This is a genomic window from Vibrio sp. 10N.222.55.B11, assembly GCF_041473705.1.
Lineage (GTDB): Bacteria > Pseudomonadota > Gammaproteobacteria > Enterobacterales > Vibrionaceae > Vibrio > Vibrio crassostreae_C.
Genome location: NZ_JBFRST010000074.1, coordinates 40,305 through 64,634, shown reverse-complemented (window position 1 = coordinate 64,634; position 24,330 = coordinate 40,305). Strand labels below are relative to the sequence as shown.

At 42.6% G+C, this 24,330-nt stretch carries 43 protein-coding genes; 41 read left to right on the top strand and 2 right to left on the bottom strand.

The features are described from left to right. Positions 1–27 precede the first annotated feature (27 nt). The 5 genes from glpQ (at position 28) to AB4503_RS23080 (ending at position 3,572) form a co-directional block, all read left to right on the top strand. A complete protein-coding gene (gene glpQ / locus AB4503_RS23100) occupies positions 28–1,083 on the top strand; it encodes a glycerophosphodiester phosphodiesterase (RefSeq protein ID WP_372110654.1) in 1,056 nt (351 codons plus the stop codon). A gap of 262 nt (positions 1,084–1,345) precedes the next feature. Then, positions 1,346–1,810 (top strand): ASCH domain-containing protein, encoded by a 465-nt coding sequence (locus AB4503_RS23095; protein ID WP_017059207.1) that lies wholly within the window; start codon positions 1,346–1,348, stop codon positions 1,808–1,810. A 130-nt stretch (positions 1,811–1,940) separates the two neighbouring features. Then, entirely contained in the window at positions 1,941–2,435 is a 495-nt protein-coding gene (locus AB4503_RS23090; RefSeq protein ID WP_372115778.1) for an HAD family hydrolase, read from the top strand. A 121-nt stretch (positions 2,436–2,556) separates the two neighbouring features. After that, positions 2,557–2,937 (top strand): STAS/SEC14 domain-containing protein, encoded by a 381-nt coding sequence (locus AB4503_RS23085; RefSeq protein ID WP_102428721.1) that lies wholly within the window; start codon positions 2,557–2,559, stop codon positions 2,935–2,937. A 233-nt stretch (positions 2,938–3,170) separates the two neighbouring features. After that, positions 3,171–3,572 carry an NUDIX domain-containing protein gene (locus tag AB4503_RS23080; protein WP_017070706.1) on the top strand — a complete coding sequence of 134 codons (402 nt, stop codon included), beginning with the start codon at positions 3,171–3,173 and terminating at the stop codon, positions 3,570–3,572. Positions 3,573–3,625: 53 nt separating this feature from the next. Here AB4503_RS23080 and AB4503_RS23075 read toward each other — a convergent pair whose 3' ends face one another. Next, positions 3,626–4,027 (bottom strand): YkgJ family cysteine cluster protein, encoded by a 402-nt coding sequence (locus tag AB4503_RS23075; RefSeq protein WP_017065706.1) that lies wholly within the window; start codon positions 4,025–4,027, stop codon positions 3,626–3,628. 208 nt (positions 4,028–4,235) lie between these two features. On the opposite strand from AB4503_RS23075, the gene AB4503_RS23070 reads away from it, so the two are divergent. From AB4503_RS23070 to AB4503_RS22910, 33 genes are all read left to right on the top strand, one after another. Next, a complete protein-coding gene (locus tag AB4503_RS23070; protein WP_012604036.1) occupies positions 4,236–4,397 on the top strand; it encodes a hypothetical protein in 162 nt (53 codons plus the stop codon). Further along, on the top strand, positions 4,397–5,095 hold the full coding sequence (locus AB4503_RS23065) for a pseudouridine synthase (RefSeq protein WP_372115777.1): 699 nt from the start codon (positions 4,397–4,399) through the stop codon (positions 5,093–5,095). The genes AB4503_RS23070 and AB4503_RS23065 overlap by 1 nt, the downstream gene beginning before the upstream one ends. Before the next feature lie 78 nt (positions 5,096–5,173). Then, complete coding sequence (locus AB4503_RS23060; protein ID WP_372115776.1) at positions 5,174–5,548, top strand: VOC family protein; 375 nt, start codon at positions 5,174–5,176, stop codon at positions 5,546–5,548. A 96-nt stretch (positions 5,549–5,644) separates the two neighbouring features. Continuing rightward, positions 5,645–6,253: a sugar O-acetyltransferase gene (locus AB4503_RS23055; protein ID WP_372115775.1), complete on the top strand. Its 609-nt coding sequence runs from the start codon at positions 5,645–5,647 to the stop codon at positions 6,251–6,253. Between the two features lie 160 nt (positions 6,254–6,413). Next, the gene (locus AB4503_RS23050; protein ID WP_108111852.1) at positions 6,414–6,752 is read left to right on the top strand and encodes a hypothetical protein; all 339 of its coding nucleotides are present in this window, start codon (positions 6,414–6,416) and stop codon (positions 6,750–6,752) included. Positions 6,753–6,962: 210 nt separating this feature from the next. Continuing rightward, entirely contained in the window at positions 6,963–7,091 is a 129-nt protein-coding gene (locus AB4503_RS23045) for a hypothetical protein (protein ID WP_371721947.1), read from the top strand. An 82-nt stretch (positions 7,092–7,173) separates the two neighbouring features. Beyond that, positions 7,174–7,587, top strand: a complete 414-nt coding sequence (locus tag AB4503_RS23040) for a GFA family protein (protein ID WP_372115774.1) — start codon at positions 7,174–7,176, stop codon at positions 7,585–7,587. 2 nt (positions 7,588–7,589) lie between these two features. Beyond that, positions 7,590–8,207 (top strand): RraA family protein, encoded by a 618-nt coding sequence (locus AB4503_RS23035; protein WP_372115773.1) that lies wholly within the window; start codon positions 7,590–7,592, stop codon positions 8,205–8,207. An 80-nt stretch (positions 8,208–8,287) separates the two neighbouring features. Continuing rightward, complete coding sequence (locus AB4503_RS23030; protein WP_029406105.1) at positions 8,288–8,776, top strand: GNAT family N-acetyltransferase; 489 nt, start codon at positions 8,288–8,290, stop codon at positions 8,774–8,776. 18 nt (positions 8,777–8,794) lie between these two features. Next, positions 8,795–9,640, top strand: coding sequence for an MBL fold metallo-hydrolase (locus AB4503_RS23025; RefSeq protein ID WP_029235170.1), 846 nt, complete (start codon positions 8,795–8,797; stop codon positions 9,638–9,640). Between the two features lie 38 nt (positions 9,641–9,678). Beyond that, positions 9,679–10,236 (top strand): nucleotidyltransferase family protein, encoded by a 558-nt coding sequence (locus tag AB4503_RS23020; RefSeq protein WP_017068328.1) that lies wholly within the window; start codon positions 9,679–9,681, stop codon positions 10,234–10,236. A gap of 139 nt (positions 10,237–10,375) precedes the next feature. Beyond that, positions 10,376–10,729, top strand: a complete 354-nt coding sequence (locus tag AB4503_RS23015; RefSeq protein ID WP_017068329.1) for a tRNA-binding protein — start codon at positions 10,376–10,378, stop codon at positions 10,727–10,729. A gap of 96 nt (positions 10,730–10,825) precedes the next feature. Next, positions 10,826–11,083, top strand: coding sequence for a hypothetical protein (locus AB4503_RS23010; protein WP_004733879.1), 258 nt, complete (start codon positions 10,826–10,828; stop codon positions 11,081–11,083). A gap of 98 nt (positions 11,084–11,181) precedes the next feature. Continuing rightward, the gene (locus AB4503_RS23005) at positions 11,182–11,598 is read left to right on the top strand and encodes an NUDIX hydrolase (RefSeq protein ID WP_372115772.1); all 417 of its coding nucleotides are present in this window, start codon (positions 11,182–11,184) and stop codon (positions 11,596–11,598) included. Between the two features lie 45 nt (positions 11,599–11,643). Then, the gene (locus AB4503_RS23000; protein ID WP_102561981.1) at positions 11,644–11,982 is read left to right on the top strand and encodes a GFA family protein; all 339 of its coding nucleotides are present in this window, start codon (positions 11,644–11,646) and stop codon (positions 11,980–11,982) included. 400 nt (positions 11,983–12,382) lie between these two features. Next, entirely contained in the window at positions 12,383–12,790 is a 408-nt protein-coding gene (locus AB4503_RS22995; RefSeq protein ID WP_372115771.1) for a bleomycin resistance protein, read from the top strand. Positions 12,791–12,941: 151 nt separating this feature from the next. Continuing rightward, the gene (locus AB4503_RS22990; protein ID WP_102481596.1) at positions 12,942–13,373 is read left to right on the top strand and encodes a DUF2000 domain-containing protein; all 432 of its coding nucleotides are present in this window, start codon (positions 12,942–12,944) and stop codon (positions 13,371–13,373) included. Positions 13,374–13,453: 80 nt separating this feature from the next. Then, positions 13,454–13,873 (top strand): GNAT family N-acetyltransferase, encoded by a 420-nt coding sequence (locus AB4503_RS22985; RefSeq protein ID WP_171733316.1) that lies wholly within the window; start codon positions 13,454–13,456, stop codon positions 13,871–13,873. Positions 13,874–13,907: 34 nt separating this feature from the next. Then, positions 13,908–14,342: a GNAT family N-acetyltransferase gene (locus tag AB4503_RS22980; protein ID WP_017078753.1), complete on the top strand. Its 435-nt coding sequence runs from the start codon at positions 13,908–13,910 to the stop codon at positions 14,340–14,342. Between the two features lie 89 nt (positions 14,343–14,431). After that, a complete protein-coding gene (locus tag AB4503_RS22975; RefSeq protein WP_171733317.1) occupies positions 14,432–14,788 on the top strand; it encodes a hypothetical protein in 357 nt (118 codons plus the stop codon). 59 nt (positions 14,789–14,847) lie between these two features. Next, the gene (locus AB4503_RS22970) at positions 14,848–15,192 is read left to right on the top strand and encodes a glyoxalase/bleomycin resistance/dioxygenase family protein (protein WP_017063934.1); all 345 of its coding nucleotides are present in this window, start codon (positions 14,848–14,850) and stop codon (positions 15,190–15,192) included. Between the two features lie 55 nt (positions 15,193–15,247). Continuing rightward, on the top strand, positions 15,248–15,721 hold the full coding sequence (locus AB4503_RS22965; protein WP_372115770.1) for a GNAT family N-acetyltransferase: 474 nt from the start codon (positions 15,248–15,250) through the stop codon (positions 15,719–15,721). A gap of 85 nt (positions 15,722–15,806) precedes the next feature. After that, a complete protein-coding gene (locus tag AB4503_RS22960; RefSeq protein WP_102447886.1) occupies positions 15,807–16,151 on the top strand; it encodes a VOC family protein in 345 nt (114 codons plus the stop codon). A 119-nt stretch (positions 16,152–16,270) separates the two neighbouring features. Continuing rightward, positions 16,271–16,687, top strand: a complete 417-nt coding sequence (locus tag AB4503_RS22955; RefSeq protein ID WP_009846821.1) for a VOC family protein — start codon at positions 16,271–16,273, stop codon at positions 16,685–16,687. Between the two features lie 52 nt (positions 16,688–16,739). Beyond that, a complete protein-coding gene (locus AB4503_RS22950; protein WP_102333300.1) occupies positions 16,740–17,156 on the top strand; it encodes a GNAT family N-acetyltransferase in 417 nt (138 codons plus the stop codon). A gap of 150 nt (positions 17,157–17,306) precedes the next feature. Further along, positions 17,307–17,666 carry a histidine kinase gene (locus tag AB4503_RS22945; RefSeq protein WP_102333301.1) on the top strand — a complete coding sequence of 120 codons (360 nt, stop codon included), beginning with the start codon at positions 17,307–17,309 and terminating at the stop codon, positions 17,664–17,666. Positions 17,667–17,741: 75 nt separating this feature from the next. Continuing rightward, entirely contained in the window at positions 17,742–18,149 is a 408-nt protein-coding gene (locus AB4503_RS22940) for a GNAT family N-acetyltransferase (protein ID WP_102333302.1), read from the top strand. A 67-nt stretch (positions 18,150–18,216) separates the two neighbouring features. Next, positions 18,217–18,798, top strand: a complete 582-nt coding sequence (locus AB4503_RS22935; protein WP_372115769.1) for an HD domain-containing protein — start codon at positions 18,217–18,219, stop codon at positions 18,796–18,798. Between the two features lie 203 nt (positions 18,799–19,001). Next, positions 19,002–19,259, top strand: coding sequence for a hypothetical protein (locus tag AB4503_RS22930; RefSeq protein ID WP_017066541.1), 258 nt, complete (start codon positions 19,002–19,004; stop codon positions 19,257–19,259). Between the two features lie 69 nt (positions 19,260–19,328). Then, positions 19,329–19,850 (top strand): GNAT family N-acetyltransferase, encoded by a 522-nt coding sequence (locus AB4503_RS22925; protein WP_372115768.1) that lies wholly within the window; start codon positions 19,329–19,331, stop codon positions 19,848–19,850. Positions 19,851–20,050: 200 nt separating this feature from the next. Further along, positions 20,051–20,515, top strand: a complete 465-nt coding sequence (locus AB4503_RS22920; protein WP_017066540.1) for a DUF302 domain-containing protein — start codon at positions 20,051–20,053, stop codon at positions 20,513–20,515. A gap of 259 nt (positions 20,516–20,774) precedes the next feature. Beyond that, positions 20,775–21,314: an adenylate kinase gene (locus AB4503_RS22915; protein ID WP_372115767.1), complete on the top strand. Its 540-nt coding sequence runs from the start codon at positions 20,775–20,777 to the stop codon at positions 21,312–21,314. A gap of 107 nt (positions 21,315–21,421) precedes the next feature. Then, positions 21,422–21,664: a hypothetical protein gene (locus AB4503_RS22910; RefSeq protein ID WP_029235167.1), complete on the top strand. Its 243-nt coding sequence runs from the start codon at positions 21,422–21,424 to the stop codon at positions 21,662–21,664. A gap of 104 nt (positions 21,665–21,768) precedes the next feature. Here AB4503_RS22910 and AB4503_RS22905 read toward each other — a convergent pair whose 3' ends face one another. Continuing rightward, positions 21,769–22,101: a PBPRA1643 family SWIM/SEC-C metal-binding motif protein gene (locus tag AB4503_RS22905; protein WP_017063923.1), complete on the bottom strand. Its 333-nt coding sequence runs from the start codon at positions 22,099–22,101 to the stop codon at positions 21,769–21,771. A 255-nt stretch (positions 22,102–22,356) separates the two neighbouring features. On the opposite strand from AB4503_RS22905, the gene AB4503_RS22900 reads away from it, so the two are divergent. The 3 genes from AB4503_RS22900 to AB4503_RS22890 all read left to right on the top strand — a co-directional run bounded on the left by AB4503_RS22900 (position 22,357) and on the right by AB4503_RS22890 (position 24,329). Beyond that, a complete protein-coding gene (locus tag AB4503_RS22900; RefSeq protein WP_372110500.1) occupies positions 22,357–23,073 on the top strand; it encodes an HAD family hydrolase in 717 nt (238 codons plus the stop codon). Between the two features lie 51 nt (positions 23,074–23,124). Next, entirely contained in the window at positions 23,125–23,508 is a 384-nt protein-coding gene (locus AB4503_RS22895) for a nuclear transport factor 2 family protein (protein WP_017066538.1), read from the top strand. 89 nt (positions 23,509–23,597) lie between these two features. Continuing rightward, positions 23,598–24,329 (top strand): glucose 1-dehydrogenase, encoded by a 732-nt coding sequence (locus AB4503_RS22890; protein ID WP_372115766.1) that lies wholly within the window; start codon positions 23,598–23,600, stop codon positions 24,327–24,329. The last annotated feature ends 1 nt before the right edge of the window (position 24,330 follow it).

Below are 24,330 nucleotides of genomic sequence, written 5' to 3'. Positions count from 1 at the left end.
GCTTCTGTTTTATCAAGGGAAACAATAATGAAAACAACGTCACTGTCTCTGACCTTATTAGCACTAAGCTTATCTGCAAATGCATTAGCAGATCCTTTAGTGATTGCGCATCGCGGTGCTTCTGGTTATTTACCTGAACACACATTACCCGCTAAAGCGCTCGCTTATGCAATGAAACCCGACTACATCGAACAAGATGTCGTGATGACCAAAGACGACCAATTGGTGGTTTTGCATGATCATTATCTAGACCGCGTCACCGATGTCGCGGATCGCTTTCCAACACGTGCTCGTTCAGATGGCCGTTACTACGCGATTGATTTTACGCTCGCTGAGATCAAATCATTAAAGGTGACCGAAGGCTTTAAGTTAGATGAACAAGGCAACAGAGTGGCAGGGTACCCAACGCGCTTCCCAATGTGGCAGTCTGATTTCCGTGTCGCTACCTTTGCAGAAGAAATCGAGCTGATCCAAGGCCTAAATAAGACCTTAGGTTATGACGTGGGCATCTATCCTGAAATTAAAGCACCTTGGTTCCATCGTCACGAAGGCAAAGACATCTCCAAAGCGGTACTTGCAACCTTGCATCAATATGGTTACCTATCAAAAGACGACAAAGTGTATTTGCAGTGTTTTGACGCCAATGAACTTCAACGCATTAACGATGAGCTCATGCCAGCGATGGAAATGGATCTTAAGCTCGTTCAGTTGATGGCTTATACAGATTGGAATGAAACCATGACGTACCAAGGTGACAAAGCAACGCCGTACAGTTATGACTGGATGTTTGAAGCTGGTGGCATGGATAAAGTGGCGTCTTATGCGGAAGGAATAGGCCCTTGGAAGCCAATGTTGGTGGACGATGCATCGACCAAAGATAACATCATTATTAAACCGTTAATGAAGTCAGCAAAAGACGCGGGCTTAGATGTTCACCCGTACACGTTCCGTGCTGACCCAGGAAGAATCCCAGCTTATGCTGATAACTTTGATGGCATGTTGGATGTCTTCTACAACCAAGTCAAAGTTGATGGTGTGTTTACCGACTTCCCAGACAAAGCGGTCGACTTCTTGAACCGTTAATACCCCGTCAGTTACAAGCTATTAGTAACGAGATACTAAGAGCCAAAAGCACCGACTAAAGGTGCTTTTGGCTCTTCTTTCACTTTTTGGATCTCCTTGTACTGGCCTCGAAATCCTACCTATATTCTTCTTTCTCAGCCCGCATTTTGATATTCACTCGGTTTACAGCTATAACCTGACTTGATAGGTTACTCCCAATGCAGCCAGATGCTTAATCTATAAGTGTTTATCGGCTCAACCTGATATTGAATTTGGAAAGATCATGGAAGAAAGAAGCAAAGCTTATCTTGATAGCTACCTCAACACATTACCAGCAGACGTTGCTTCGCAATACACCTCTTTTAGTGCCGACTATTACTGTGCTGATGAATACAACGCCAACCTCTGCGCCCAGTTAATTCTCAAGGGTGAAAAACAAGCGTCTTGCAGCCTTGAATATTGGTACAGCCATGAAGGCGAGACGAGACCAGTAGTTGGTCACTTGCAAGTCGTCACTGACTGGGATGGCAAGCCAGTTTGCATTGTAGAGATCACTTCAGTCTCACAGTGCAAATATAACGAAGTGACGGCGGAGTTTGCTGCTGCCGAAGGCGAGGGTGACAAAACACTCGAATGGTGGAAAGAAGCTCACTGGAACTTCTTCTCTCGTGAATGTGAAGAGCTCAAGATCTCACCAAGTGAAGACATGTTACTTATGTTGGAGCGTTTCAAAGTGGTTTATCAATAAAGGGTATTTTGTGTTTAGAAGATCGTGCTCCATAAACAGTAACAAGGTTGTCCATAATGAGCCTAACCGTCCGAGAAGTTTTTATAGGCTCGCTTAAACATTAGATAATTCATCGTATGCAGGAGGCAAGATGACAAAGCTAATCGAATTAACAGAAATAGTCTTATTCGACTGGGGCAATACGCTGATGGTCGATTTGCCAGACGCACAAGGGAAGATGTGTGACTGGGAAACCGTACAAGAAGTGAGTGGTGCTCGTGCATTACTGGGGGAGTTGTCGAAAACTCATCTAGTTTATGTTGCTACCAATGCTGGTGATTCCAGTAAAGACGACATCATTCGAGCCTTTGAGCGTGTTGGCCTGTCTCAATATATCTTGGGTTACTTTTGTAAGGCGAGCATTGGCTTTTCTAAGTTCGAGTCGGGGTTCTATCCTGCCATTATTTCTAAGCTCGGTGTTTCACCACAAGAGATCACCATGGTAGGCGACACTCTAGAGAAAGACATTTACCCAGCACTTGAAGCGGGTTTGCAAGCGGTGTGGTTGAACACGGAAAGTGCTGAGCTTAAGTCACAGCATCCAGGTATCGTACAAGTTCAATCCCTAAGCGAACTGTTGGAGTAGCGCGATTAACTCTCTGATATTAAGTTCAGATAAAGCGCTTGTCCGTTTTGACGTAAACCTCTCATCTCTTTGCTGTTTAATCCTCTAAGCTAACTCTAGTTTCCACTATGAGGGCTAGGTTATGAGTGTCGAACGTCACGGAATATCGGTTGGAATTGAACGTGTTAGCGGTGAAACCATCGTTGTGTTCAAAGCGAAAGGCAAACTCACACACGATGACTATCAGGCAATGATGCCAATTCTAAATACCACGCTAGAAGAACTCGATTCATCTAAACTCAAGATGCTGGTCGATATCTCAACCTTAACAGGATGGGAGTTACGTGCAGCTTGGGATGATTTCAAATTGGGATTAGAGCTCAATTCGAAGATAGACAAAATCGCGATTTATGGTGATAAAAGCTGGCAAGAAATGGCATCAAAAGTCGGCAGTTGGTTTGTGTCCGGTGAGATTAAGTCATTCGAAGACCATGACTCTGCGCTTAAGTGGCTAGTCGATTGATTCTATCTACGAACAACTAGAAAGCAATCCGTAAACAACGCCGATGACAGTTGACGAGAATTGTCTCGAACGCTGTCATTTTTCGTTTTGGCGATGATATTTCCTATTCGATTCAATAGAGTATATTCCTTCCAGCGTGTAACATACCCAGGCTTTGTTTGGTCGTGACTAATAGAATAGCGCGGCCAGATTCAGTAATAACGAGAACTAAAACAGAAATAAGGTCTAACGACATGCATAAGGTAATTGATAAGCTGGCTTGGATATTCATCAAAGACGGCAAGTTGTTGATGGTGAGATCAAAAGGCAAAGAACTGTTCTATCTACCGGGTGGTAAGCGTGAAGCTGGCGAAAGTGATGAGCAAGCACTGGTTCGCGAAATCAAAGAAGAGATCTCAGTCGATTTAGTGCCTGATTCCATCAAATACGTCGAGACGTTTACAGGCCAAGCTGATGGCAAAGCGGAAGGCGTATCAGTGCAATTGACTTGTTATCTTGCTGATTATACAGGCGAACTGTCTCCAGATGCTGAAATCGAAGAGCTTAAGTATGTGGATATCAACGACAGAGCGGTATGTTCATTGGCAGCACTGGTTGCGCTTGATTGGTTAGAAGCGAACCAGTACTTGGCTTAAGGTTTTAGCGGCTATTAGCTAATGCTGAAGATTGATCTTCAAAAGATCATCGCTTACGAATAGCTTGAAGGGCGGCTGTCTTTCATCAACAGGTCGAGTTTCCTTTGAGCTTTCTTCGTGTCTTGTAAATCCACCACCTCAATCATTTCACACTCATCTCGTACCATCTCATTAATTAGGCTTGGGTAGTGTCGGCAATCTTCTGGTCGGTCTAAGTAAATGCTACATGTGTACTTGGCTTGAGCCTTGGTGTCTTTCGTCGGAACCAGCTCCAGAAAAGGGCAGCGAGTTAAACGTTCGCCAGATTCAGGGTCAAACCATATCTCGCTTCCTCGAACATATTCAAAGATGTCTGGGTTGAACAGCTCCCACAAATCGATCTCTTCTTGAGTCGCGGCAAGGTCGCCATCTCCGTATTTGATACAGCATTTTCCGCATTGATTACAATCTTTCATTATCGACTTCATAAGTTGGTGAGCTTTTATCATTTTACCACTGATAGCCGTGGCACGTTGACTTTGTTGTTCATGGTTAAGCCGTTACGGGGAGGGATCTTGGAATGGCGGTGCTTAAAATCAATTTATCTATGCACCACCACTCCAAACAAGGCTGTAAACAGTGATACAATTTGCGCCTAGCAAGTTATTAAAACAAGGCATAAAAATGAGAACCGTATACACCACCGAAGGCGACATCAACGCAAAGAAACAGAAAGACGCTTACCCAAAATTGGCGCTATGTGATAACTGCGTTCGAGACTATGTGGTGATTGCTCAAGGCGAACGTACTTATAAGCCATGCGCAAAATGTGGTGCTGACGATTAATGCGCCTTGATAAATACCTATGTAAAAGCACTGAACTAACCAAGCCTGAAGCAATTGAACGCATCCATAATGGCGAGGTGAACGTAAACAGTGAGACGGTCACCGATGAATCGACTCAGGTTCATGAAAGCAACACCGTCTTGTTAAATGGCACTCCGCTTAAGTTGCGAGAATTTCGATACCTCCTAATGCACAAGCCTGCGGATACTATCTGCTCTAATATCGATGAAGTTTATCCTTCACTGTTCAACTACATCGAGATAGACAAAGCATCAGAACTGCACATCGCAGGACGCTTAGATGCAGACACCACAGGCTTAGTCTTGATTACCGATGATGGGCGATGGTCATTCAACATCACTCTGCCAACCAAGTCATGTAAGAAGGTGTATCGCGTGACATTGTCACGAGATATCAAAGATGATGTCGCTGACAAGTTCAAAGCGGGCGTTAAATTGCAGGGCGAACAAAATCTGACGCGTCCGGCAGAACTCGAAGTGATTACCAGTAAAGAAGTGCTGTTGACCATTACAGAAGGTAAGTTTCATCAAGTAAAACGAATGTTTGCTGCGGTAGGAAACCGAGTTGTTGGCCTTCACCGTGAACAGATTGGTGATGTTCGTTTAGATGTTGAAGCCGGCCAGTGGCGTTATCTAACTAAAGCCGAAGTTGACTCATTTCAGCAAGACTCTGAATAAGAGCTCTGAATAAACGCCGTAACCACTTAAAGCGTTAAGCGTGTCAGCACCAGAACATCAATACTATAAGGATATAGGATGGAAAACCTAAAAGTCTCAGAAATTAAGTCTTTCGTACCCGCGAAAGACTTCGATTTATCCAAGCGTTTTTACCAGTCAATCGGCTTCGAGTTGATGTCTGAATTTCACGATATCGCCTATCTACGACACGGCAGTTGCGCCTTCCTTTTGCAAAACTTTTATGAACCTGCGCACTGTCACAATTACATGATGCACTTGCTGGTTGAAGACGTAAAAAGTTGGTATCAACACATCCAAAACTCTAATGTAGTGTCGGAATTTGAAGTTACCGTTTCCGAGGTTGTTGAGCAACCTTGGGGAATGCTTGAGTTTTGTATCACCGACGCAAGTGGTGTGCTGTGGCGTGTGGCTGAAAACATCAGGCCGCGTTAATTCATCCAACTTGCATTAAGGCCAGTGAAAACTTCAAATTATCCATCTGTTTCTTTATTTATGCCGACATAAGGCAATGATCAAATAGGTTCAAACATGGATATAAAGGCTAAAATGCACAGCCAAGACGTTTACTACTGTGACGACGTTGATTTGGTTGCTGAGCAAACTCAATGCTTAGAAGTGCTATACGATTTCAACCATACTCGCCCGAGCGAAGGTGATAAACGACAACAAATCATGAAGCAGTTGTTCGCCGAAGTCGGTGAGGGCTGCTACATTGAACCACCATTACATGCGAACTGGGGGCGTCACACCCACCTAGGCAACAACGTATACGTGAACTTTAATCTGACTCTGGTCGACGACACAGACGTATTCATCGGCGACAACGTGATGATAGCGCCTAACGTGACCATTGCCACTGGCACACATCCCATCAGCCCAGAACTCAGGCTAAAAGCAGCGCAGTTCAATGTTCCCGTTCGTATTGGTAACAACGTATGGCTTGGCGCGCACACAGTCGTACTTCCCGGTGTCACCATTGGTGAAAACTCAGTAATAGGCGCAGGCAGCATCGTCACCAAAGACATCCCGGCCAATGTCGTCGCAGTTGGCAAACCATGCAAAGTGATACGCGAAATCAACGAGAGCGACCGAGAGTATTACCACAAAGATCGCCGCATTCCAGATGAACTAAAGTAGGCGGTTTTTCACACGCCTGAAATTAGCTGTGACATAAGTCATTGCTATGCAATGGCTTAGTTGTATATTACTTATCTATCTTAGAAACTAGACAAAATTATTCTGGAGTTAAGTGCAGAATTTTTCTGTCTGATAGCTGTTATATGTACAGGAACTTTCAATGAAGGGTTTTCTCAAAGGGATTTTATCTTATCTTGTTGTGATCTCGGTAGCTCTGCTAATTTCTCGCAATTTTTTTGATTACCTATCCACAATAGACTTGGTTGACTACATTGCATATAGCGGGGTTTTACTTGTTGTATTGGCAGGCATTACATTTGATGGTAACAATCTAGCTAATCAAGACTTTTTGTCGTTAATGATTCATCGTGAACTTGTGTCCCGAACCAATGACTTTCAAGACGAAACTAATAAAGTAAGTTTTGCAGTTAATGTCGGATTGATAGGAATATTTTTACTTATTGCTAGTGGCGTAATGGCTTGGCATATTAGTAAGTAAAACATATAACAAGGTGCCTAAATCTGAATCGTAAACGCGTGCCGAACTCGCTTCGCTCAGGCATGGCACACATCCACTTTCAGCGTAGCTAAGCGTTATGCCTCGTCATTCTTCCTGAGTTAAAGTAACTATCCATATCTAGTTTAGGTTCACGGTGCTTTTCTTACCCATTTGCTAGAGTGACATTTCAATGAGCATGGAGGTTTTGTAATGGGAACTGTAATCGGTTTGGTGATTCTAGTTGCGATAGATTGGTATCTTGTTCGTAAAACAGGGCTTCATATTCATAAATGGATCTCTAAAAAGTATGCTGCGTATCTGTCGGGAAAGGGGAACTAAAAATAGCCTTTCTTATTAAGTCATCGGTATAAAAAGCGTTATCCGCTATTCATTTACAAACACTGCAAAGATTGGAGGACTCATGAAAGGTAAAGGAAAGTGCCTATGTGGCTTGGTTGAGTTGGAAGTAGAGTACGCCAGTAATGAATTGGGGGCCTGTCATTGTAGTATGTGTAGAAATTGGTCTGGCGGTCCGATGTTAGTCATTGATTGCTCTGATTCCGTCAAAATATCAGGTGAATCAAATGTAGTGAGATATAGATCATCAGATTGGGCAGAGAGAGGTTTCTGCGGTAATTGTGGTACTCACTTGTTTTACTTTTTGGTGCCAAATAATCAGTACCACCTTCCTGTCGGTTTATTGATGTCTGGGGATGACTACAAGTTAACTCATCAGATATTCATCGATGAAAAGCCCGATTACTACGAATTTAAAAATGAAACGCACAATATGACTGGCGCAGAAGTATTTGCCCACTTTGAAAGTGGAGAGTAAATATGAAGACAGATTTTTCTAAATTAGCGACAACCGAGTACGGAAATATACTAAGTAACGATCACTTTATTGACTTTAGTATTGGTCCTCTTTGGCAGGGAATGCCGCGAATTTGTGGAGAAGCGTTTACTGTCCAGTTAACGTCTGGTGATAATTTAATGCTTCATTCAGCCATATACGAAGCACCAGAAGGTTCGATCATTGTAGTAGATGGCGTTGATAGCGAATATGCTGTAGCCGGCGGTAATGTATGCGCAGTCGCGAAGAGTCGAGGTATCAAAGGCTTTATTATTGATGGTGTCATTCGAGATTTGACTGAAATTTCAGATATGAAGTTTCCAGTTTTTGCGAAAGGTGTTCATCCAGTACCGGGAAAGAAAGAGGTCTATTCTGAATTGGGTGCTCCAATCACTTGCGGGGGAGCAAAGGTGTATACGGGAGATATCATTGTTGCTGATGTAGAGGGTATTGTCGTTATTCCTAAATCAAGAAAAGATGAAGTGTTTCTAATGGCTTCAAAGAAAGCAAGTGACGAAGCTTCATTAACACTCGCTGAGTGGGAAACGAGTCATAGGGCTAAAATAGCCCAAGCAATAACGTCTGCGAAACAAAAAACTTAATTGGTGCAGCAAGTTGATTTGTAATGCGTGGCATTTGTCATCAATTAACAGGCGTTAGGCGACAACGAATAAATTCATCCATGGAGAAGAGAGTGATCGTACGGACTGCGACGAAAGAAGACTCAAGTGTCTTGTTAGAGTTTATTGAACAAAAAGCTGACTTTGACCGGAGTATGAAAGGGTTTAGTGGTGAAATCTCGACAACTATAGAGAAAATCGAACGCACATTATTTGGTGATTACGCATTTGCCCATGCATTAATATTAGAACGGAATTGTGAGCCTTTTGGCTTCGCACTGTATCACTATCGATATTCATCCTTCAGTGGAGAGCCATCAATCTGGCTTGACGACCTATTGGTTACAGGAAATCAAAGATCACAAGGGTATGGCCGTGAACTTATGTTGGCTTTAAAGTCACAAGCGGAGTCATCATATGCCTCTCACATCTCATGGACGGCAAGTCCACATAATAAGAAAGCGCATGATTTCTACAAAAGGTTGGGTGCAGAGGTTGAGCGAATGGATGGTCAAAGACCTTATTTTCGTTGGGCAATGTGCGATTCGTAAATGAATCAAAAGGGAACTATGAAAATAACGACGCTGGTTGATAACTCTCGACTGGATAACAGGAAAGATTTAGCCGTTGAGCGCGGACTATCACTGCATATTGAAACTGAATCGCTAAAGATCTTGTTCGATATGGGAAGTGGCGATACGTTTTGTCAAAACGCACCATTACTGGGTATTGATATTAAAGATGTAGACCTCGCTGTCATATCACACAGGCATCATGATCATTGTAATGGCACCGCTGATTTTGTTGCTCATAACTCTAAAGCCAAAGTGTTTCTGAAAAATTGCGAACAGAAAAGCTATCATTTCCGGGCTTTCGGTTTCAAAAGTGATGTCGGGATCAATCCGGACTTACTAGAAAACAGCAACGAGCGGTTAGTCTTCGTTAATCGTACTACTGAGATCGCCCCAAATGTCTTTGCTATCACAGATATTAGCGTGAAACACGAACAACCTAAGGGTAATAAATACCTTTATACACAGTCGGAAAATCGACGGGAGCGCGACTCATTTGATCATGAATTACTGTTAGTGATTAAAGAGCCAGATGGTTTAGTTATATTCACGGGATGTGCGCATAGTGGCGTTCTTAATATGGTTGATACAGCGGTTACTCTGTTCCCAGGAGAGAGAATAAAAGCGGTTGTCGGGGGCTTCCATCTAGTGGGCTTACCATTGTTCAATAGTATTGGTGGCACAAAGCAAGACATTAGAGATCTTGGATTGACGTTGTCTCAATACCCCATTGATAAACTGTATACAGGGCACTGCACAGGCAAGAAAGCTTATGAGTTGTTGAAAGAAGTATTAGGCAAGCGTCTGGAAGCAATGCCGACAGGTCGGCGTATTCATGTGTAGCGTTGGTCAAACCTTAGATGGATGTTAGTTAGGTCACGATGAATAAACAAAAACTAAAGAACCTCATTCAACAAGTTCCTGAGCTAATCGATACAGCCAAAGTATGTCGTGAGGTGGGCTTGCCAAACTTCTATATTGCAGGCGGAGCTATCACTCAAATCATCTGGAATGATATCGAAAACAAACCGCTTCTAGACCAAGTCAAAGACTTCGATGTTGTCTATTTCAATAGTACCTCAGCTATCACCGAAGATGAGTTCAAAAACCGCATTCGTTCGCGGTTAAGTCATTGTGTCGACGTGGACGTAAAGAACCAAGCGACCATTCATGAGCATTACGCTAAGAAGTTCGGTTGCTTCATTCAACCATACGATCGTGTTGAACAAGGTATCGAGTCTTGGCTCTCTGCATTTGCTATCGGGTTTACTTTGAATGATTCAGGCGGCATCAAGTTGTTTTCACCATACGGTGTAGAGGATGCGTTTGATATGCTGATTAAACCGAATAAGCGAGCAATGACAGAAGAAAATTACAACAAAATGACCACTGGCTATAAGGCTCGATGGCAGCAAGTAAAAGTGCTTCCTTGGAATTGATCTATAAAGCTTTGTGGGATCGCTCTTAACATTGGGTATTTAATTCAGTTTGGCGTCAGTGGTAAATTTGAATCTAGTCTCAGCATTGTTAGTGACTTAGTTGTACGTTATGTGATTTGGAAACAACGAGGTCTGGTTTATGAAATACGCTCCAATTAAAGATGAAATTACGTTTGATGATTTCGCGAAAATCGACATTCGTGTGGGTTTAATCACTGAGGTTTCTGAAGTCGCAAAATCAGATAAGCTGATGAAACTCACCGTCGACTTTGGCGATCATCAGCGATCAATCTTGGCTGGCATCAAACAAGAGCGTGAAAACCCCAAAGAAATCGAAGGTAAGCAAGCCTTGTTTGTCGTGAATCTACCTGAAAGAAAGATGGCGGGTGAAATGTCTCAGGGTATGTTGTTTGATATTGGTTATGAAGACAAATTAAATCCGTGTTTAGCTTGTCCTGAAACCGAAATGCCTAATGGTGCTCGAGCTGGGTAACGTACACATAAACGTGAACAATAATGTAAGACGGAATAACGCGTATCTTAACTTAAAGCGAACATCATAGATGGAACACAAAACAGGGTACAAGAGATGAAAGCTGGTACGCCAAGAGATTATAGCGAAGACATGTATAACGTTTATTTTGAAGTTGGAGAGTGGGAAGGAACGGCTCTCAGCATACTTGAGTCGTTTGTTGGTCAGTCACCGTCAACGTCTATTTCACATTTGGAGTTTGGATATGAACTTGCGATGCCTATCCAATGTGTACCAGATCTCGTGAGGCTTTTGACTGAGAAAAATATCGCTATTTATCAGATCGTACGTGGTAACAAGATACTAGAGTCATAAAGATATTGGTCGAAGTAGAACAGTGAATTAATCGAGATTGATTCGTTATACATGGTACTTATCGTTGAAGGTTGGATTTCTTTCTTAAGGAGTTTTAAGTGGGTCAGGAAGTAAGAGTAGGTGTAGCTGCGGTTATTCTACGTGAAGGACGAGTACTACTTGGAGAACGAATTGGTTCTCATGGGGCTCATACGTGGGTAACGCCGGGCGGACACCTTGAGTGGGGTGAAAGTATCGAAGAGTGTGCCAAACGCGAAACACTCGAAGAGACTGGCTTAGTTGTTAGTGCATTTGAGAAGCTGACTTTTACCAATGATATTTTTGAGAAAGAGAACAAGCACTATATTACGCTGTTTGTTGTTGCTTCTGACGCTAGCGGCGAACCGCAGGTGACAGAACCTGATAAATGTAAGCAATGGAAATGGTTTAAGCTCGATGAGTTACCAGAGCCATTGTTTCTTCCTCTGACGAATTTGCTTAACGATCCGGTCATCCTTGGGAAGCTAGTGCAGTAATACAAATTGTTAGGCCGTTGCTATGTGAATACAGGAAACAATCAAATGGAATTAAAGTGTCACTGTGGAAATGTGAGCTTAGAACTGAGCTCGCTTCCAGACGAAGTCGGGGAGTGTAATTGTTCTATCTGTCGTCGTTATGCTGCCGCTTGGGCGTATTTTTCTCCAGAGCAAGTTCAAATCAACTTGAGCGAGAAAACTGAGTTTTATTGTTGGGGCGATAAAGAAGTCGAATTTCATCGCTGCAAGTCATGTGGATGTTTAACGCACTATGTAACGACAGAGAAATGCTCCGCAGATATCTTGGCCGTGAACATGAGAATGGTCGAAAATGAAGTGCTTGCAAGCATCCCAGTTCGTAAGATCAACGGCGCAGCGTACTAAGTCAACTAACAAGGTACTCTCACTGCGCCTTGCAGTATTGAAACGGTAGGTTTGGTCGTATTAAGGAGATGTTCGATGTTCAAGTGTCCAAATTGTGGGGCGTTGGTTTCTATTAAAGATAAATCAAAGTTGCATCCTTCCAAACACATGCCATGTAGACAATGCGCTCAAGTATTGAAGCCTTTTACTATTTATTACTACTCACTCTTTTTTGTTGCTCCTTTTACGGTTTCGACTTCAATGAATTATGCTGGGTTTAGCACTTTTGGTGCCATGGTGCTTAGTTTTACATTGTTTTACGTGTTGTTTGTGTGTCAGCCAATAAAGAAAGTAACGCAATAGCCCTCTAGCATTAAAAGAAGAGGACTAATCAGTAATAAAATAATGAGACAGGTAAATCATGACATTACGAGTAGTTCCGGAGCTTTATTGTTTCGATATTAATGTGAGCAAATCCTTTTTTGTCGATGTGTTAGGGTTTGAAGTGAAATACGAGCGGCCAGATGAGGAGTTTGCTTATCTAACGCTTGATGGTGTTGATGTGATGCTTGAAGGGATTGCGGGCAAAAGTCGAAAATGGCTTTCAGGTGATCTGGAGTTACCTTTAGGGCGTGGCGTTAACTTTCAATGGGATGTTATCGATATCGAACCACTTTATCAGAGAGTTAACGAAAGCGCCGCTGATTCTATTTACTTAGCGTTAGAGTCGAAGCCTTATCAATGTGTGGGTTCGATCGTGACTCAGAAGCAGTTCATCGTTCAAACTCCTGACGGTTATCTCTTTAGGCTCTGCCAAGATATTCATTAAATCATGACCTTGTGGTTGAATACCAAATACTGGTCTCTGTTCTGCATTATTTGATGGACCAAACGTATTAACTGAGTACTAAGGTTGCATTGCTCACGCCCCAGTAATGCGTTATACAAATACGGTAATTAAGAATGAATGAGGATATGTAGTGAGCCATTTACCAGACGAAAGCCAAAAACGATTCATAGCGATTTTAAGCAAAAAGATGGATTTAGGAAGAACATTGAACGTGCTAGGGCACTTGAGCGTTGGCCTATCTAACCTATTAGAAAGTGAAGAGGCTTGCTACGTTGACTATGAAGACTTGGATGGCAATGTCCACCCTAATTTATCTCATTATCCTTTCATTGTTTTGAAAGCCGACAATTCAAACAAGCTTCGAAAAGTGCGTGAAGAAGCCTTCAGCCGTGGTATTAAATTTACCGATTTTACGAGCTCAATGATCGAAGGTGGTTCTGTTGAGCAGCAGCAACGAACCAAAGAAACCAAAGAAGAAGATCTTGAGTATCTAGGTGTATGCCTGTTTGGTGACACGGAAATTCTACGTGAGTTTACAAAGAAGTTTAGCTTGTATAAGTAACTCACTTTAGTGGTCTAGCTATCTGCTAGTAAGTACACCGAACATGTTACATAAGCCGTTAATCCAGAGATAGGAAGTCAATGGAATACCAATTAGATATTGAGCCTTCCGATGAAGACATTAATGAAGTCCGAGGCGGGTTAATCAAACACAACACACCGTTTCTGGAAGGGATAGCCAAGTCTCAAGTTGCGTACTACGCGATGGAGGAAGGCAACAAAGTTGGTGGCATTATCGCTGACCTTTGGGGAAACTGGTTACTGATTAAGTTCCTCTGGGTCGACGATTCGATGAGAGGAAAGCAAGTCGGCAGTGATCTACTTGAGCGTATTGAAGAGTATGCACAGTCTCAAGGTTGTACGTCGTCATTGGTCGATACATTAAGTTTCCAAGCGAAGCCTTTTTATGAGAAACGAGGGTATGAATGCCAGATGGTGTTAGAAAATTACCCTGTAGATTCATCGCTATCGTTTCTCACCAAGTCGCTCGTCAAAAAGTAGCAAATAAAGACCCCGTATATACAAGGAGAGTAGAGTGGTAAACATTCGGGAAATGGCAATTTCAGACTACGACTCAGTGATCGCGTTGTGGTGCCAGACAGAAGGCATGAGTATTCGCGATGCCGATTCGAAAGAAAGCATTGCGAGCTATTTAGATCGTAACCCCGGTCTAAGTTTTGTGGCTGAAAGCAACAACGAGATCATTGGCGCTGTGTTGGTCGGTACGGATGGACGTCGTGGGTATTTACAACATTTAGCTGTCTCGGCCAACTTCAGAGGGCAAAAGTTAGGTTGTAAGCTTGTCGCAGAGGCGGTCAACGCCCTTGCAGGGTTAGGTATCCCGAAGACCCACTTGTTTGTCTATAACGACAACATCAATGCTCAACAGTTTTACGAAAAATTGGGCTGGTTTCCTCGAGATGAAGTTCGAATGTACTCGTTTAATAGCTCGGATAATAGTAACGTTTAGCCTTAAAGGTTCGCGCTGGCTGAGCTTGAATTTGTAACAGATTCGCGTGCATCTTCCCAATATCAAAACAATCCTTGGAGTATTTAGAAATGTTGTTTTCTAGTCTGTCTAAACCATTGGTTCATGGCTCCGAGTTATGTTCTGAACTGGTCAATTTCTTAACCGAGCATAAGAGTGATTTCGAAGAAAAGTTAATCCCTGATCTGTCATACATCGATGATATGGCACATGTGGTGAACGGCATTAAAATCAAAGACGTTCTACACATCAATGCCAATCAATACCGACTTCAATATTCGTTTGATTGGGAGCTGTTTCTAGGTTGTTCAGATAGGAACGAAACCGGTGTAGAGAATGGAAGCGTTCTATTCACACTTGAGGATGATAACGTTCTTAATATCAACTTCCCAAACTACGGTTCTCGAGACACTAGCGATGAGCTCTAGTCGGTTCAGACTAACTTGTTTTATCCTGAATAATCGGTAACAACGAAGAAGAGGTAAATTTGAGTCCAATCGCTATCCTTGTCCATGTCCCAAATATTGAAGAAGGGCTGAACTGGTACCAGAAAGCATTTCCACATGCCGTTGCCATTTATCATCCAGATTCTGATTTTACAGTTTTGGATCTTAACGGGTTCTCTATTGAAGTTGTGCAAGCCGACAGTAAAGTTAATGCAGGTAAAAAAGGAACAGTACTGTATTGGTCAGTCGACAGCGTTGAAGAATCTCTTGTTTATTTTCAGTCAATTGGAGCAACGTTATATCGTGGTCCAATGGCCATAGAAGGTGGGCTAATCATGTGCCAAGTAGAGGACCCATTTGGTAACCTAATTGGCTTACGAGGTTAGAACTTCTCCCGCCTCTCAATAAGGGACTATGTGGTTTGTATAAAAAGGAACAACAATGATAACTATCGAAAGGCTTGAAGAATCACATGTGGCGTTAGTTCAGGCCATCCAACTCGCCGATGAACAGGTCAAGTTCGCTGGCACAGCTGCAGAGTTTTTATTAGACGGCAGTGAAACCACGCACTTGCACGTGATTAAGTCTAATAACGAAGTTGTTGGTTTCTTTAAGCTGGATATCGCTTACGCAGAGCACTATGAATTCTGCCCAGAAGGAAGTATTGGCTTAAGAGCTTTTGTGCTTGATAAAAACCAGCAAGGTAAAGGTTTAGGAACTGGCACGGTCAAAGCTTTGTTTCCATATTTAAAAGCGAATTACTCAGCGTATGAGTCGATTTATTTAACCGTGAATTGCAAAAATCCCGCCGCATTCAACTGTTATAAGAAAGGCGGCTTCGAAGATACCAATGAACAGTATTTAGGTGGCGCAGCAGGCCCGCAATTTATCATGAGTGGTCAAATCGCTTCGTAATATTAAACCGATTAATTATTGATGAGAAACACCTGCACAGCTGTATGCAGATTGAGAGTCTTAAAGAACTCGAAAAGGAAATTTGATGAAAGTTCAATATCTTGAAGTGGTTACCCCAGAAGTCGATGTTGTTTGTGCAACATACGCTCAGCTCTACAACGTGAAGTTCAGTGGTGCAGATGTGAACCTTGGTGGGGCGCGCACTGCAAAGCTATCTAATGGTGGGGTCATTGGCATTCGAGCACCACTTCGTGAAACTGAAGGACCAACTGTTCGTCATTACACGCTGGTTGAGGATATTCAGTCTGCAGTAAATGCAGCCGAGAAATTAGGCGCCGAAGTTGCGTTGCCGCCAATGGAGTTACCACGTCACGGCATGTGCGCCATTGTTATTCAAGGTGGCGTCGAACTCGGATTCTGGCAATTATAAATGATGTATACCTTTTAGATTGTGACGGACGAGATACTACGATTTATGATGAGACACCTAGTGTCTTTGCCTGCTTCATGGCATCATTCCACGCAGCTAAAACCCCAACAAGGTATGTTATGAAACAGAATATTGTCCACATTGCACTCGTGGTAAAAGACTACGATGAAGCGCTTGATTTCTATGTAAACAAGCTTAAGTTTGATCTCATCGAAGATACGTATCTACCAGAAGAAGATAAACGCTGGGTTGTTGTTGCTCCACCAAATTCAACCGGTGTGAGCCTGTTACTTGCTAGAGCTTCTAAGCCAGAGCAACACGATTTCATCGGCAACCAAGCTGGTGGACGCGTATTCCTATTCTTAAACACCGATGATTTCTGGCGTGATTACGAACGCATGACGTCTTTGGGCATTAACTTTGTCCGAGAGCCTAAAGAGCAAGGCTACGGCACCGTTGCTGTGTTTGAAGATCTTTACGGTAACTTGTGGGATCTGCTTCAGTTAAACCCTGAACACCCTATGGCTAACAGGTAGAAAAGCTTAGTCAACAACCTTAATTCTGGTCATACGGATAGGCAGGAGCGACATGGAAGTCACAAGGTATCAACCCAAGTATTTAACCGCTTTACAGGCGCTCTATCTAGAATCAAGACAGGACACCTTTCATTGGGCTGATGCCGACGCTTTTGAGTTATCCGATTTCGAATTAGATACAGAAGGTGAGCAGATATGGGTGGCTGTTTCTGGCGACAAGGTTTTAGGTTTTGCCTCTGTTTGGGAACCTGAGAGTTTCATCCATCACCTATATGTGTGCCCGCGAACGCTACGTTCTGGAGTAGGCTCTGCTTTACTCAATACCTGCAAACAACATTACACTGATCTGACTTTGAAGTGTTTGACTGCCAATGAACATGCTATTGGCTTTTACCAGTCGCAAGGTTTTGTTATCTCATTCACAAAAGGAGAGGGATTAGAGCGTTATCATTTAATGGAATACAGATAGCTGATATCTAAAGTTAGGATGTGAGCTACAACTTAGCTCTAAGTATTGAAAAATCAAATTTGAGTTCTTTGTTTACGGTGCAATAGATAATTTCAAATGGTAGCGTCATCCAATTCTGTTTCAATGTTTAGTCGTTACTAGAGGTCCCGAATGAATCAAGTTGAAGTTCTTTATGCCCTAATGAATAGAATAGTGTCTGATTTAAATAAACGTTTGCCAGTTTCTTTGGTTCTACATCAGCAACAAATAACAACAAAGAATATTAGTTTGAGTGGGGCTAATGGGAGGGTATGGGTATCTCCATGTCAGGGCGGTTACGATATTTCGATTAGCGGAATTTCGCTCGAAAATGATATGACGGCAAGGTTAACATCTTATTTTGGTCGCAATCCGGATGGCTACAAACAAAGAAATGCAACTCGAGGTTTTGAACGCCAGCCTTTTTGGCGCACAAGTAATTTTCTAAACGTCGAAGTCGTTTGTGAAATGTATGCCAAGACTACTCAATAGTAAATTAATGTTGAAAAGGATTTGCTTCATTTCAAGCTTGCATACTTACGTAGGTTTCTGAACATTGGAGATAATATGGAAATAAAACAGCTTTCAGCGACGGAGGTACTTCCGGTTAGGCATCAAGTGCTTTGGCCTGATAAACCGATGTCGTTTTGTATGGTGCCAGATGACGAACAAGCAACGCATTACGGCGCGTTTGTTGGTGAGCAGTTGGTTTGTGTCGCGTCTATCTATATCCAAGGCAATGAAGCGAGGCTGAGAAAGTTTGCCACGCTGCCTGAATTCCAAGGGCAGGGAATCGGTTCAAACGTGATTGATCATGCCATCTCTAACCTCAAAGAATCAAACATCCAATATTTTTGGTGCGATGCGCGCACAACGGCTTTAGGTTTTTATCAAAAGTTTGGGATGGCTGTAGAAGGCTCTGAATTTGAAAAATCGGGTGTTGCGTATTACAAAATGTCGGTTCATTGGGAGTAACGCTTCTCTTTCGTTAGGTTAACCCTCCGCATCGCTAAATCATCAACTTAAGTTAAGGAAGCTCATCGTGGAAGAAATCAAAGGCATTCTGCAATTCATGGTCGAAATTGAACAATTAAAGGATGTTCATCGACAGACAAAACCGGTTGGATTGGATCGATATGAAAACTCGGCAGAGCACAGTTGGCACGTCTGTTTGAGCGCACTCATGTTGAAAGACTATGCCAATGAAGAAATCGATATTACGCGAATAATGAAGATGCTGCTGATTCATGATCTTGGGGAAATCGATGCCGGAGACACCATCATTTATGCCAGTGAAACCGCAGAAAACAAGCTCAAAGAGAGAAACTGCGTTGAGCGCTTGCTGAAATCATTACCGAGCCATTCAAGAAGCGAGTATTTGGATTTATGGCTTGAGTTCGAAGCAGGTGAGTCACCAGAAGCCAGATTTGGTAAGGCGATCGATAGAGTGCCGCCTTTGCTTCATAACATCCATGGTGGTGGTCACAGCTGGAAGAAGCACAACATATCCAAAGACAAAGTACTGACCTTCAATGGCGAGCGTATTTCTAAAGGCAGTCGTGCTCTATGGAAAGAGCTAGAAGTGCAACTTGAAGGTGCTGCGGAAAAAGGGCTATTAAAGTAAAAGTTAATTTCATACCTTAGCGTAAGAATAGCTTTAGCTTTTCAATGAGGGAGATCTCGATGGTAACTGATTCAAGATGCATGGCACTTACCTTGTGTCTCATTTCTTTCTAATAAAACTCTAGTGGACAACAATAAGTTCGAGAACCGAGTGATAAGTTGTTAGTATGTATCAAATTTATAAATATCAGTTGGCTTATATAAATGCTTGATAATAAGTATATTAAACACCCTTATCACTGTGAGCAGTGCGACGCACTTACCCCGCACCTTGCTGTTAGCGCTTCCGATGCTGAATCTAAAGCGGACGCTGAATCTGAAAAGAAACAATGGAAGTTAGGCGTGTTGATGGAGTACCTGGTGACGTTATTGTTTAGAGGTGATCATAATGTTCCCGGTTTTTATGTAGACAGTGATTACGAATACCAGTGTGAGAAATGTGGGACTAAGTCGTGGCACTGATTGGGTATGAACATTTGATGTAAATCTCATGACAATAATAAATATGAGTCAGAAATTACAAGGGACTGTATGGAAATCATATCCGAAATCGAAGTGTCCAAAAAGCAACATCAAGCCATTACCGCTCTGAGAAATAGCTCTTTCCCCGATCATCAGGTAGAGCGTTCTTATTATAAACAACTCCCTCATATGCGAGCTCTGCAATGCCGTGAAGAACGACTCGTCGGCTACCTTGGTCTTGATTACCGTATGGTCAGTGTTGGTGACAGTGCTTACAAAGTATTAGGTGTTATTGATTTTTGTGTTGCTGAGAATGTCCGAGGGCAAAGTGTTGGTAAATCTATGCTGTGTGAATTGGATGAGTATGCAAAGAATAGGGATGTCGATTTCATTATTTTGATATCAGATCTTCATGATTTCTATTCCTCACAAGGGTATATCCAAATTACTAGTACTAACTCTTGGTTAAGACTTCATGAGCACCTTAGTTATGGCGTCGCTGTTGAAGAAATTGATGACCTATATGTAAAGCCATTGAACGGAAAACAATGGCCTTTAGGGGATATTGATTGGCTTGGCTATATGTATTAGCTCTCTTGTTTTAAGTTACTCCATGAGTTAACGATGTGAATAAACCCTAGGTAAACTGATGATAATAAGACGCATTAGAAAAGTGATCCTCTCTGCAAACTGAGAATGGAATCGCGTCTATACTGACATGGGTTACGTCGCTGAATTTGGAAGTGGCGCTATGAATGTAAGTTTGATTAGGTTAAATCTCAGAGGTGACGATGAAAAAATTACTACCACTATGCGCCATTTTACTCTCGGCATCATTTTCAGCCGCGGCTTCTGATGGTTTGATTAAATACCAAAGTAATTATTCAGTGAAAGAGACCGCTGACCGCTTTGAAGAAATCGCCAAGAGCAAAGGTTTGACCTTGTTTGCGAGAATCGACCATCAGAAAAACGCGAGTAAGGTCGATCTTGAATTGAGACCAACGGAAGTCATCATCTTTGGTAACCCGAAAGTAGGGACACCATTAATGCAATGTGCTCAAGAAGTCGCGATAGATTTACCGCAGAAGGTGTTAGTCACTGAGGATTCTAATAAGAAAGTATGGTTGTCTTACAACGATCCTAATTACTTGGTAGAGCGTCACGCGATCAATGGCTGTGACGAGGTCGTTAAGAAAGTATCGGGTGTACTAAGCAAGCTATCAGAAGCGACAGTGGCGAAAAAGAAAGCAAAATAACCAAGATCAATAAGCACTCATTAAGACTATTAATGGGTGCGATATGACGATGATATCGCCCATTAGTCATTGTGTTGACAACTAAGCAACAGTATATAAAAGTAGTTTTATGAAACTGAATTTAGCGCAATCTAACCAACGAATTATCATCATTCCATAGGAATGGTGGGATTGTTGATGCGCTTTGTTTATCGAACCCACCCGTAAGGTGGGTTTTTTGTCGCTGTCTTATGGGTTTTATCTGAATAGAGGAAGTCATATGAAAAAGATCGCGGTTTTTGGCAAGCCTGGGAGTGGAAAATCCACAATCAGCAAGGCGTTAGCACTAGCTACAGGGATAGAGCTTCACCAGTTAGACTCTATTGTTTACAAGGCCAACGGAGAGCTTGTTGAACGTGAAGTATTCGAGCAGGCTCATGAGAGCATACTTAAGTCAGAAAGCTGGATCATCGATGGTTTTGGCCCTCTAGGCTCGTTCAACACACGTTTAGATGCAGCTGATACCTTGGTTTATATCGACCTTCCTTATTCAATTAGCTACTGGTTTGTAACCAAGCGAATGCTCAAAGGTCTATTCGTTAAACCTGAAGGCTGGCCTGATGGAAGTTCAGTTATAAAAGGCACGATACAAAGTTATAAGACACTAAAACTGTGTCCTAAATTTTGGAATGACGACTTTAAAGCGCAGTTAGAATTGCGCGCTAAAGAGAAAGAGGTTTACATCATCAAAAGCGTGACTGAATTGAATAACTTTGTTCATCAACACTCACTTAACAGTCGAGAGCTTACCTTTCTTTGAAACGCTTTAATTTGCTCATAACTTCATGAAAATATATAGATTTAACTCAACATGTGGCATATTTGCCATGTGTTGAATTTGTGCTTTGAATTAAGGCTATAGATATTATGTATGGAAGTGAGAAGACGAGAGCGTTCTGCTGTAACTGTAAGGAACTTACACTGCATAGGTACACGATGTTCAGTAGCCAAGTGCAAAAGGCACCACAAGCTGAAGATAAAGAACCGAGCTTACTCCAACGAATTTTATCGGAGTTTCTATCTTTTGGTGTTACAGGTTCGGGCGCGACAGGTGATTACAAATGTACCCAATGTGGAACATATCTGAATACACCAGACAACCTCGACTGAGTTTGTGAGTTTGGCTTAGGCAAATAAAAACGGGAAGACCTCAATGATCTTCCCGTTAGATATTACTTAACTCATCGTGCTATTGGCAGTTTGAGTGAGAAGTCTTATGCACAACACTTCTTGTATTTTTTACCGCTGCCGCAAGAACACGGATCGTTACGGTTAGGGGTCTTTTCAAACGTCATCGTTTTTGGCTTGTTCAGTAGAGTATCAAGCTCGATGGTGTTCTCTTCTTTGTCTGCGTCGACTGTAACAGTAACGAAGATAGAATTTTCAGCGGCTAGTGCTTCAACTTCTGCTTTGCGCGCTTCAGTTTGAACCATTACTGCGATTGGAGATTCTTCGGTACCCGCTTTTACATCGCGGTTTACGTTGTAGCCAGCAAGAACGTGGTTCTGTCTTGTTTCGATACGGCCTTTGAAAAATAGTTTCGACATTGGGTACTCATAAAAAATGTTGAATGGCGCTATTTTTAACGACGATAGCGCAATGGAGCGGGGATTATACGCATATATTGCAATTGATAAAGCAGTGATGTGAACAAAGGCTGTTTGGTTATTGTTTGCTAGTAACGGTTTGCTCTCTAGCATTGTTCGGATTGGACTAATTTTCAAATTCAAGACAATAAGATTTCCCTAAATAGGCTTATGAATGATAAATTCAAATTATTAATCGAAACAAAGAGATAGTGTATGAAGTTAGATGCCATCCTGTGGGATTACGATGGAACCTTAGTCAATTCCGTTCCAAAGAATATCGCAATCACAAAAGACATTATCTCTTTAGTCGCGCCACACTTGTCAGGCGACAACTTACCTAAATATTTGCTCAGCGAAGCGCTTTATCATGAAGCCAACCACGGGGCTAAAAACTGGCAAGCCTTATATATCGACTATTACGGCTTATCACACGATGAAATGTTGATCGCTGGTGGAATGTGGGCAGAGCATCAAGAGAAAAACCAAACAGCCGTCGCCTTGTTTGAAGGAATGGAAACCGTGGTTAATCAGTTTGCTCATCTTCCTCATGGGATCTGCTCTCAAAACTCTCAATTGAATATTCGTGGTGTGCTCGACAGTTATGGCATCGGCGATTTGTTTAAATCGGTAGTGGGTTATGACGATGTTTCGAACGGCAACCAAAAACCCCATCCATTTGGTGGTGTGAAATGTGTCGAGAACATATTTGGCGCCGATCCGACTAACGAGCTTTGTTTGATGTACATCGGTGACCATGAAGCGGACACACAGTTTGCTCGCAATATTGAAGCCGCGCTGGGTAAAAACGCAAAAGTGATTGCCGTTGCAGCAGGTTATAGCCGATCGAAACCTGAAAATTGGCAAACCAAGCCCGATTACATTGCTAACAGTGTCGATGATCTTTTAACGATCATTAGCAAGTACGCATAACGAAGCAGACATTTAAAAATCACCACACCTGAATGACTTTAAGGAAGAATAATGACACCAAAACAAGTGGTATTAGGTTTTTGGGATGCAATGCGCAGTAATGATTTTGCCAAGGCAAGCGAATGGCTAGCCGCAGATTTTGAAGGCTATTGGCCTCAGTCGTCTGAATTGACGGTAGGCCGCCACAACTTCACGGCAATCAACTCTGAATATCCAGCCAATGGTGTTTGGGAGTTCACGCTCAATTCGATTGTCTGTGAAGGTGATACGGTAGTAACGGACATTTCAGTTACTGACAGTGTGCTGAAAGACCGAGTGATCACCTTTCACACGGTGGTTGACGGTTTAATTCAAAAGCAAACTGAGTTTTGGCCAGACCCATTCGAAGCGCCGGCGTGGCGATCGCAGTGGGTTCAGATCGTATCGAACAATTAGTTTGTATCGATACGATCAGTTTGTCACGAACAACTAGGTCGTATCGAATAATCAGGTTGCACAGAATAAGTAAACATTAGGAGGTTTCATTGAGCAAGGTAGTGGTTGTAACCGGCGGAAGCCGAGGCATTGGCGCAGCGACGTCTAAATTGTTGGCCAGTCAAGGCTATGCTGTATGCGTTAACTTCATACACAATGAGTCGCGAGCTGAAGATCTAGTGAATGAGATTCGCGAACAAGGCGGAACCGCGATTAGTGTGCGTGCGGATGTGTCTGTTGAATCGGACGTGAAATCCTTATTCGAGATTGCTCGTAATAAGCTAGGTCCAGTGACTCACTTGGTTAATAATGCCGGGATCTTGTTTACCCAGTCACCATTGGTTGATATTGAATTGGATCGCTTTGAAAAGGTTATGAAATCCAACGTATCAAGCTGCTTTCTGTGCAGTAAAGCCTTTATCAAACAAGCCGATGGCGCGGGTTCGATTGTGAATGTATCGTCTGCCGCTTCTCGCACTGGCGCACCATTTGAGTATGTGGATTACGCAGCATCGAAAGGTGCGATGGATTCACTCACCAAAGGCTTATCGCTTGAATTAGCTTCACGCAATATCCGAGTGAATGGCGTAAGGCCAGGTTGTATTTATACTGAGATGCATGCAGACGGCGGAGAGCCAGAGCGCGTAGACAGACTAGCTTCGCAGTTACCATTACAACGAGGTGGAACACCAGAAGAAGTCGCTAACTCTATCGCATGGTTATTATCAGACGAAGCTTCGTATGTCACCGGCTCGTTTATTGATATTGCAGGCGGTCGATAGG

Excerpts from the sequence above, each read along its gene's own strand:
- AB4503_RS23060 (WP_372115776.1), top strand. The coding sequence starts at position 5,174 with ATGGAAAACCTAAAAGTCTCAGAAATTAAGTCTTTCGTACCCGCGAAA.
- AB4503_RS22965 (WP_372115770.1), top strand. The coding sequence starts at position 15,248 with ATGATAACTATCGAAAGGCTTGAAGAATCACATGTGGCGTTAGTTCAG.
- AB4503_RS23015 (WP_017068329.1), top strand. The coding sequence starts at position 10,376 with ATGAAATACGCTCCAATTAAAGATGAAATTACGTTTGATGATTTCGCG.
- AB4503_RS23045 (WP_371721947.1), top strand. The coding sequence starts at position 6,963 with ATGGGAACTGTAATCGGTTTGGTGATTCTAGTTGCGATAGATTGGTAT.
- AB4503_RS23020 (WP_017068328.1), top strand. The coding sequence starts at position 9,679 with ATGAATAAACAAAAACTAAAGAACCTCATTCAACAAGTTCCTGAGCTA.
- AB4503_RS22920 (WP_017066540.1), top strand. The coding sequence starts at position 20,051 with ATGAAAAAATTACTACCACTATGCGCCATTTTACTCTCGGCATCATTT.
- AB4503_RS22905 (WP_017063923.1), bottom strand. The coding sequence starts at position 22,101 with ATGTCGAAACTATTTTTCAAAGGCCGTATCGAAACAAGACAGAACCAC.
- AB4503_RS22915 (WP_372115767.1), top strand. The coding sequence starts at position 20,775 with ATGAAAAAGATCGCGGTTTTTGGCAAGCCTGGGAGTGGAAAATCCACA.
- AB4503_RS22960 (WP_102447886.1), top strand. The coding sequence starts at position 15,807 with ATGAAAGTTCAATATCTTGAAGTGGTTACCCCAGAAGTCGATGTTGTT.
- AB4503_RS22950 (WP_102333300.1), top strand. The coding sequence starts at position 16,740 with ATGGAAGTCACAAGGTATCAACCCAAGTATTTAACCGCTTTACAGGCG.
- AB4503_RS22985 (WP_171733316.1), top strand. The coding sequence starts at position 13,454 with ATGGAATACCAATTAGATATTGAGCCTTCCGATGAAGACATTAATGAA.
- AB4503_RS22940 (WP_102333302.1), top strand. The coding sequence starts at position 17,742 with ATGGAAATAAAACAGCTTTCAGCGACGGAGGTACTTCCGGTTAGGCAT.
- AB4503_RS22930 (WP_017066541.1), top strand. The coding sequence starts at position 19,002 with ATGCTTGATAATAAGTATATTAAACACCCTTATCACTGTGAGCAGTGC.
- AB4503_RS22975 (WP_171733317.1), top strand. The coding sequence starts at position 14,432 with ATGTTGTTTTCTAGTCTGTCTAAACCATTGGTTCATGGCTCCGAGTTA.
- AB4503_RS22925 (WP_372115768.1), top strand. The coding sequence starts at position 19,329 with ATGGAAATCATATCCGAAATCGAAGTGTCCAAAAAGCAACATCAAGCC.
- AB4503_RS23010 (WP_004733879.1), top strand. The coding sequence starts at position 10,826 with ATGAAAGCTGGTACGCCAAGAGATTATAGCGAAGACATGTATAACGTT.
- AB4503_RS22910 (WP_029235167.1), top strand. The coding sequence starts at position 21,422 with ATGTATGGAAGTGAGAAGACGAGAGCGTTCTGCTGTAACTGTAAGGAA.
- AB4503_RS22995 (WP_372115771.1), top strand. The coding sequence starts at position 12,383 with ATGACATTACGAGTAGTTCCGGAGCTTTATTGTTTCGATATTAATGTG.
- AB4503_RS22895 (WP_017066538.1), top strand. The coding sequence starts at position 23,125 with ATGACACCAAAACAAGTGGTATTAGGTTTTTGGGATGCAATGCGCAGT.
- AB4503_RS22955 (WP_009846821.1), top strand. The coding sequence starts at position 16,271 with ATGAAACAGAATATTGTCCACATTGCACTCGTGGTAAAAGACTACGAT.
- glpQ (WP_372110654.1), top strand. The coding sequence starts at position 28 with ATGAAAACAACGTCACTGTCTCTGACCTTATTAGCACTAAGCTTATCT.
- AB4503_RS22945 (WP_102333301.1), top strand. The coding sequence starts at position 17,307 with ATGAATCAAGTTGAAGTTCTTTATGCCCTAATGAATAGAATAGTGTCT.
- AB4503_RS23075 (WP_017065706.1), bottom strand. The coding sequence starts at position 4,027 with ATGAAAGATTGTAATCAATGCGGAAAATGCTGTATCAAATACGGAGAT.
- AB4503_RS23025 (WP_029235170.1), top strand. The coding sequence starts at position 8,795 with ATGAAAATAACGACGCTGGTTGATAACTCTCGACTGGATAACAGGAAA.
- AB4503_RS23035 (WP_372115773.1), top strand. The coding sequence starts at position 7,590 with ATGAAGACAGATTTTTCTAAATTAGCGACAACCGAGTACGGAAATATA.
- AB4503_RS23050 (WP_108111852.1), top strand. The coding sequence starts at position 6,414 with ATGAAGGGTTTTCTCAAAGGGATTTTATCTTATCTTGTTGTGATCTCG.
- AB4503_RS23065 (WP_372115777.1), top strand. The coding sequence starts at position 4,397 with ATGCGCCTTGATAAATACCTATGTAAAAGCACTGAACTAACCAAGCCT.
- AB4503_RS23055 (WP_372115775.1), top strand. The coding sequence starts at position 5,645 with ATGGATATAAAGGCTAAAATGCACAGCCAAGACGTTTACTACTGTGAC.
- AB4503_RS23080 (WP_017070706.1), top strand. The coding sequence starts at position 3,171 with ATGCATAAGGTAATTGATAAGCTGGCTTGGATATTCATCAAAGACGGC.
- AB4503_RS23095 (WP_017059207.1), top strand. The coding sequence starts at position 1,346 with ATGGAAGAAAGAAGCAAAGCTTATCTTGATAGCTACCTCAACACATTA.
- AB4503_RS23030 (WP_029406105.1), top strand. The coding sequence starts at position 8,288 with ATGGAGAAGAGAGTGATCGTACGGACTGCGACGAAAGAAGACTCAAGT.
- AB4503_RS23085 (WP_102428721.1), top strand. The coding sequence starts at position 2,557 with ATGAGTGTCGAACGTCACGGAATATCGGTTGGAATTGAACGTGTTAGC.
- AB4503_RS23000 (WP_102561981.1), top strand. The coding sequence starts at position 11,644 with ATGGAATTAAAGTGTCACTGTGGAAATGTGAGCTTAGAACTGAGCTCG.
- AB4503_RS22900 (WP_372110500.1), top strand. The coding sequence starts at position 22,357 with ATGAAGTTAGATGCCATCCTGTGGGATTACGATGGAACCTTAGTCAAT.
- AB4503_RS23040 (WP_372115774.1), top strand. The coding sequence starts at position 7,174 with ATGAAAGGTAAAGGAAAGTGCCTATGTGGCTTGGTTGAGTTGGAAGTA.
- AB4503_RS23070 (WP_012604036.1), top strand. The coding sequence starts at position 4,236 with ATGAGAACCGTATACACCACCGAAGGCGACATCAACGCAAAGAAACAG.
- AB4503_RS23090 (WP_372115778.1), top strand. The coding sequence starts at position 1,941 with ATGACAAAGCTAATCGAATTAACAGAAATAGTCTTATTCGACTGGGGC.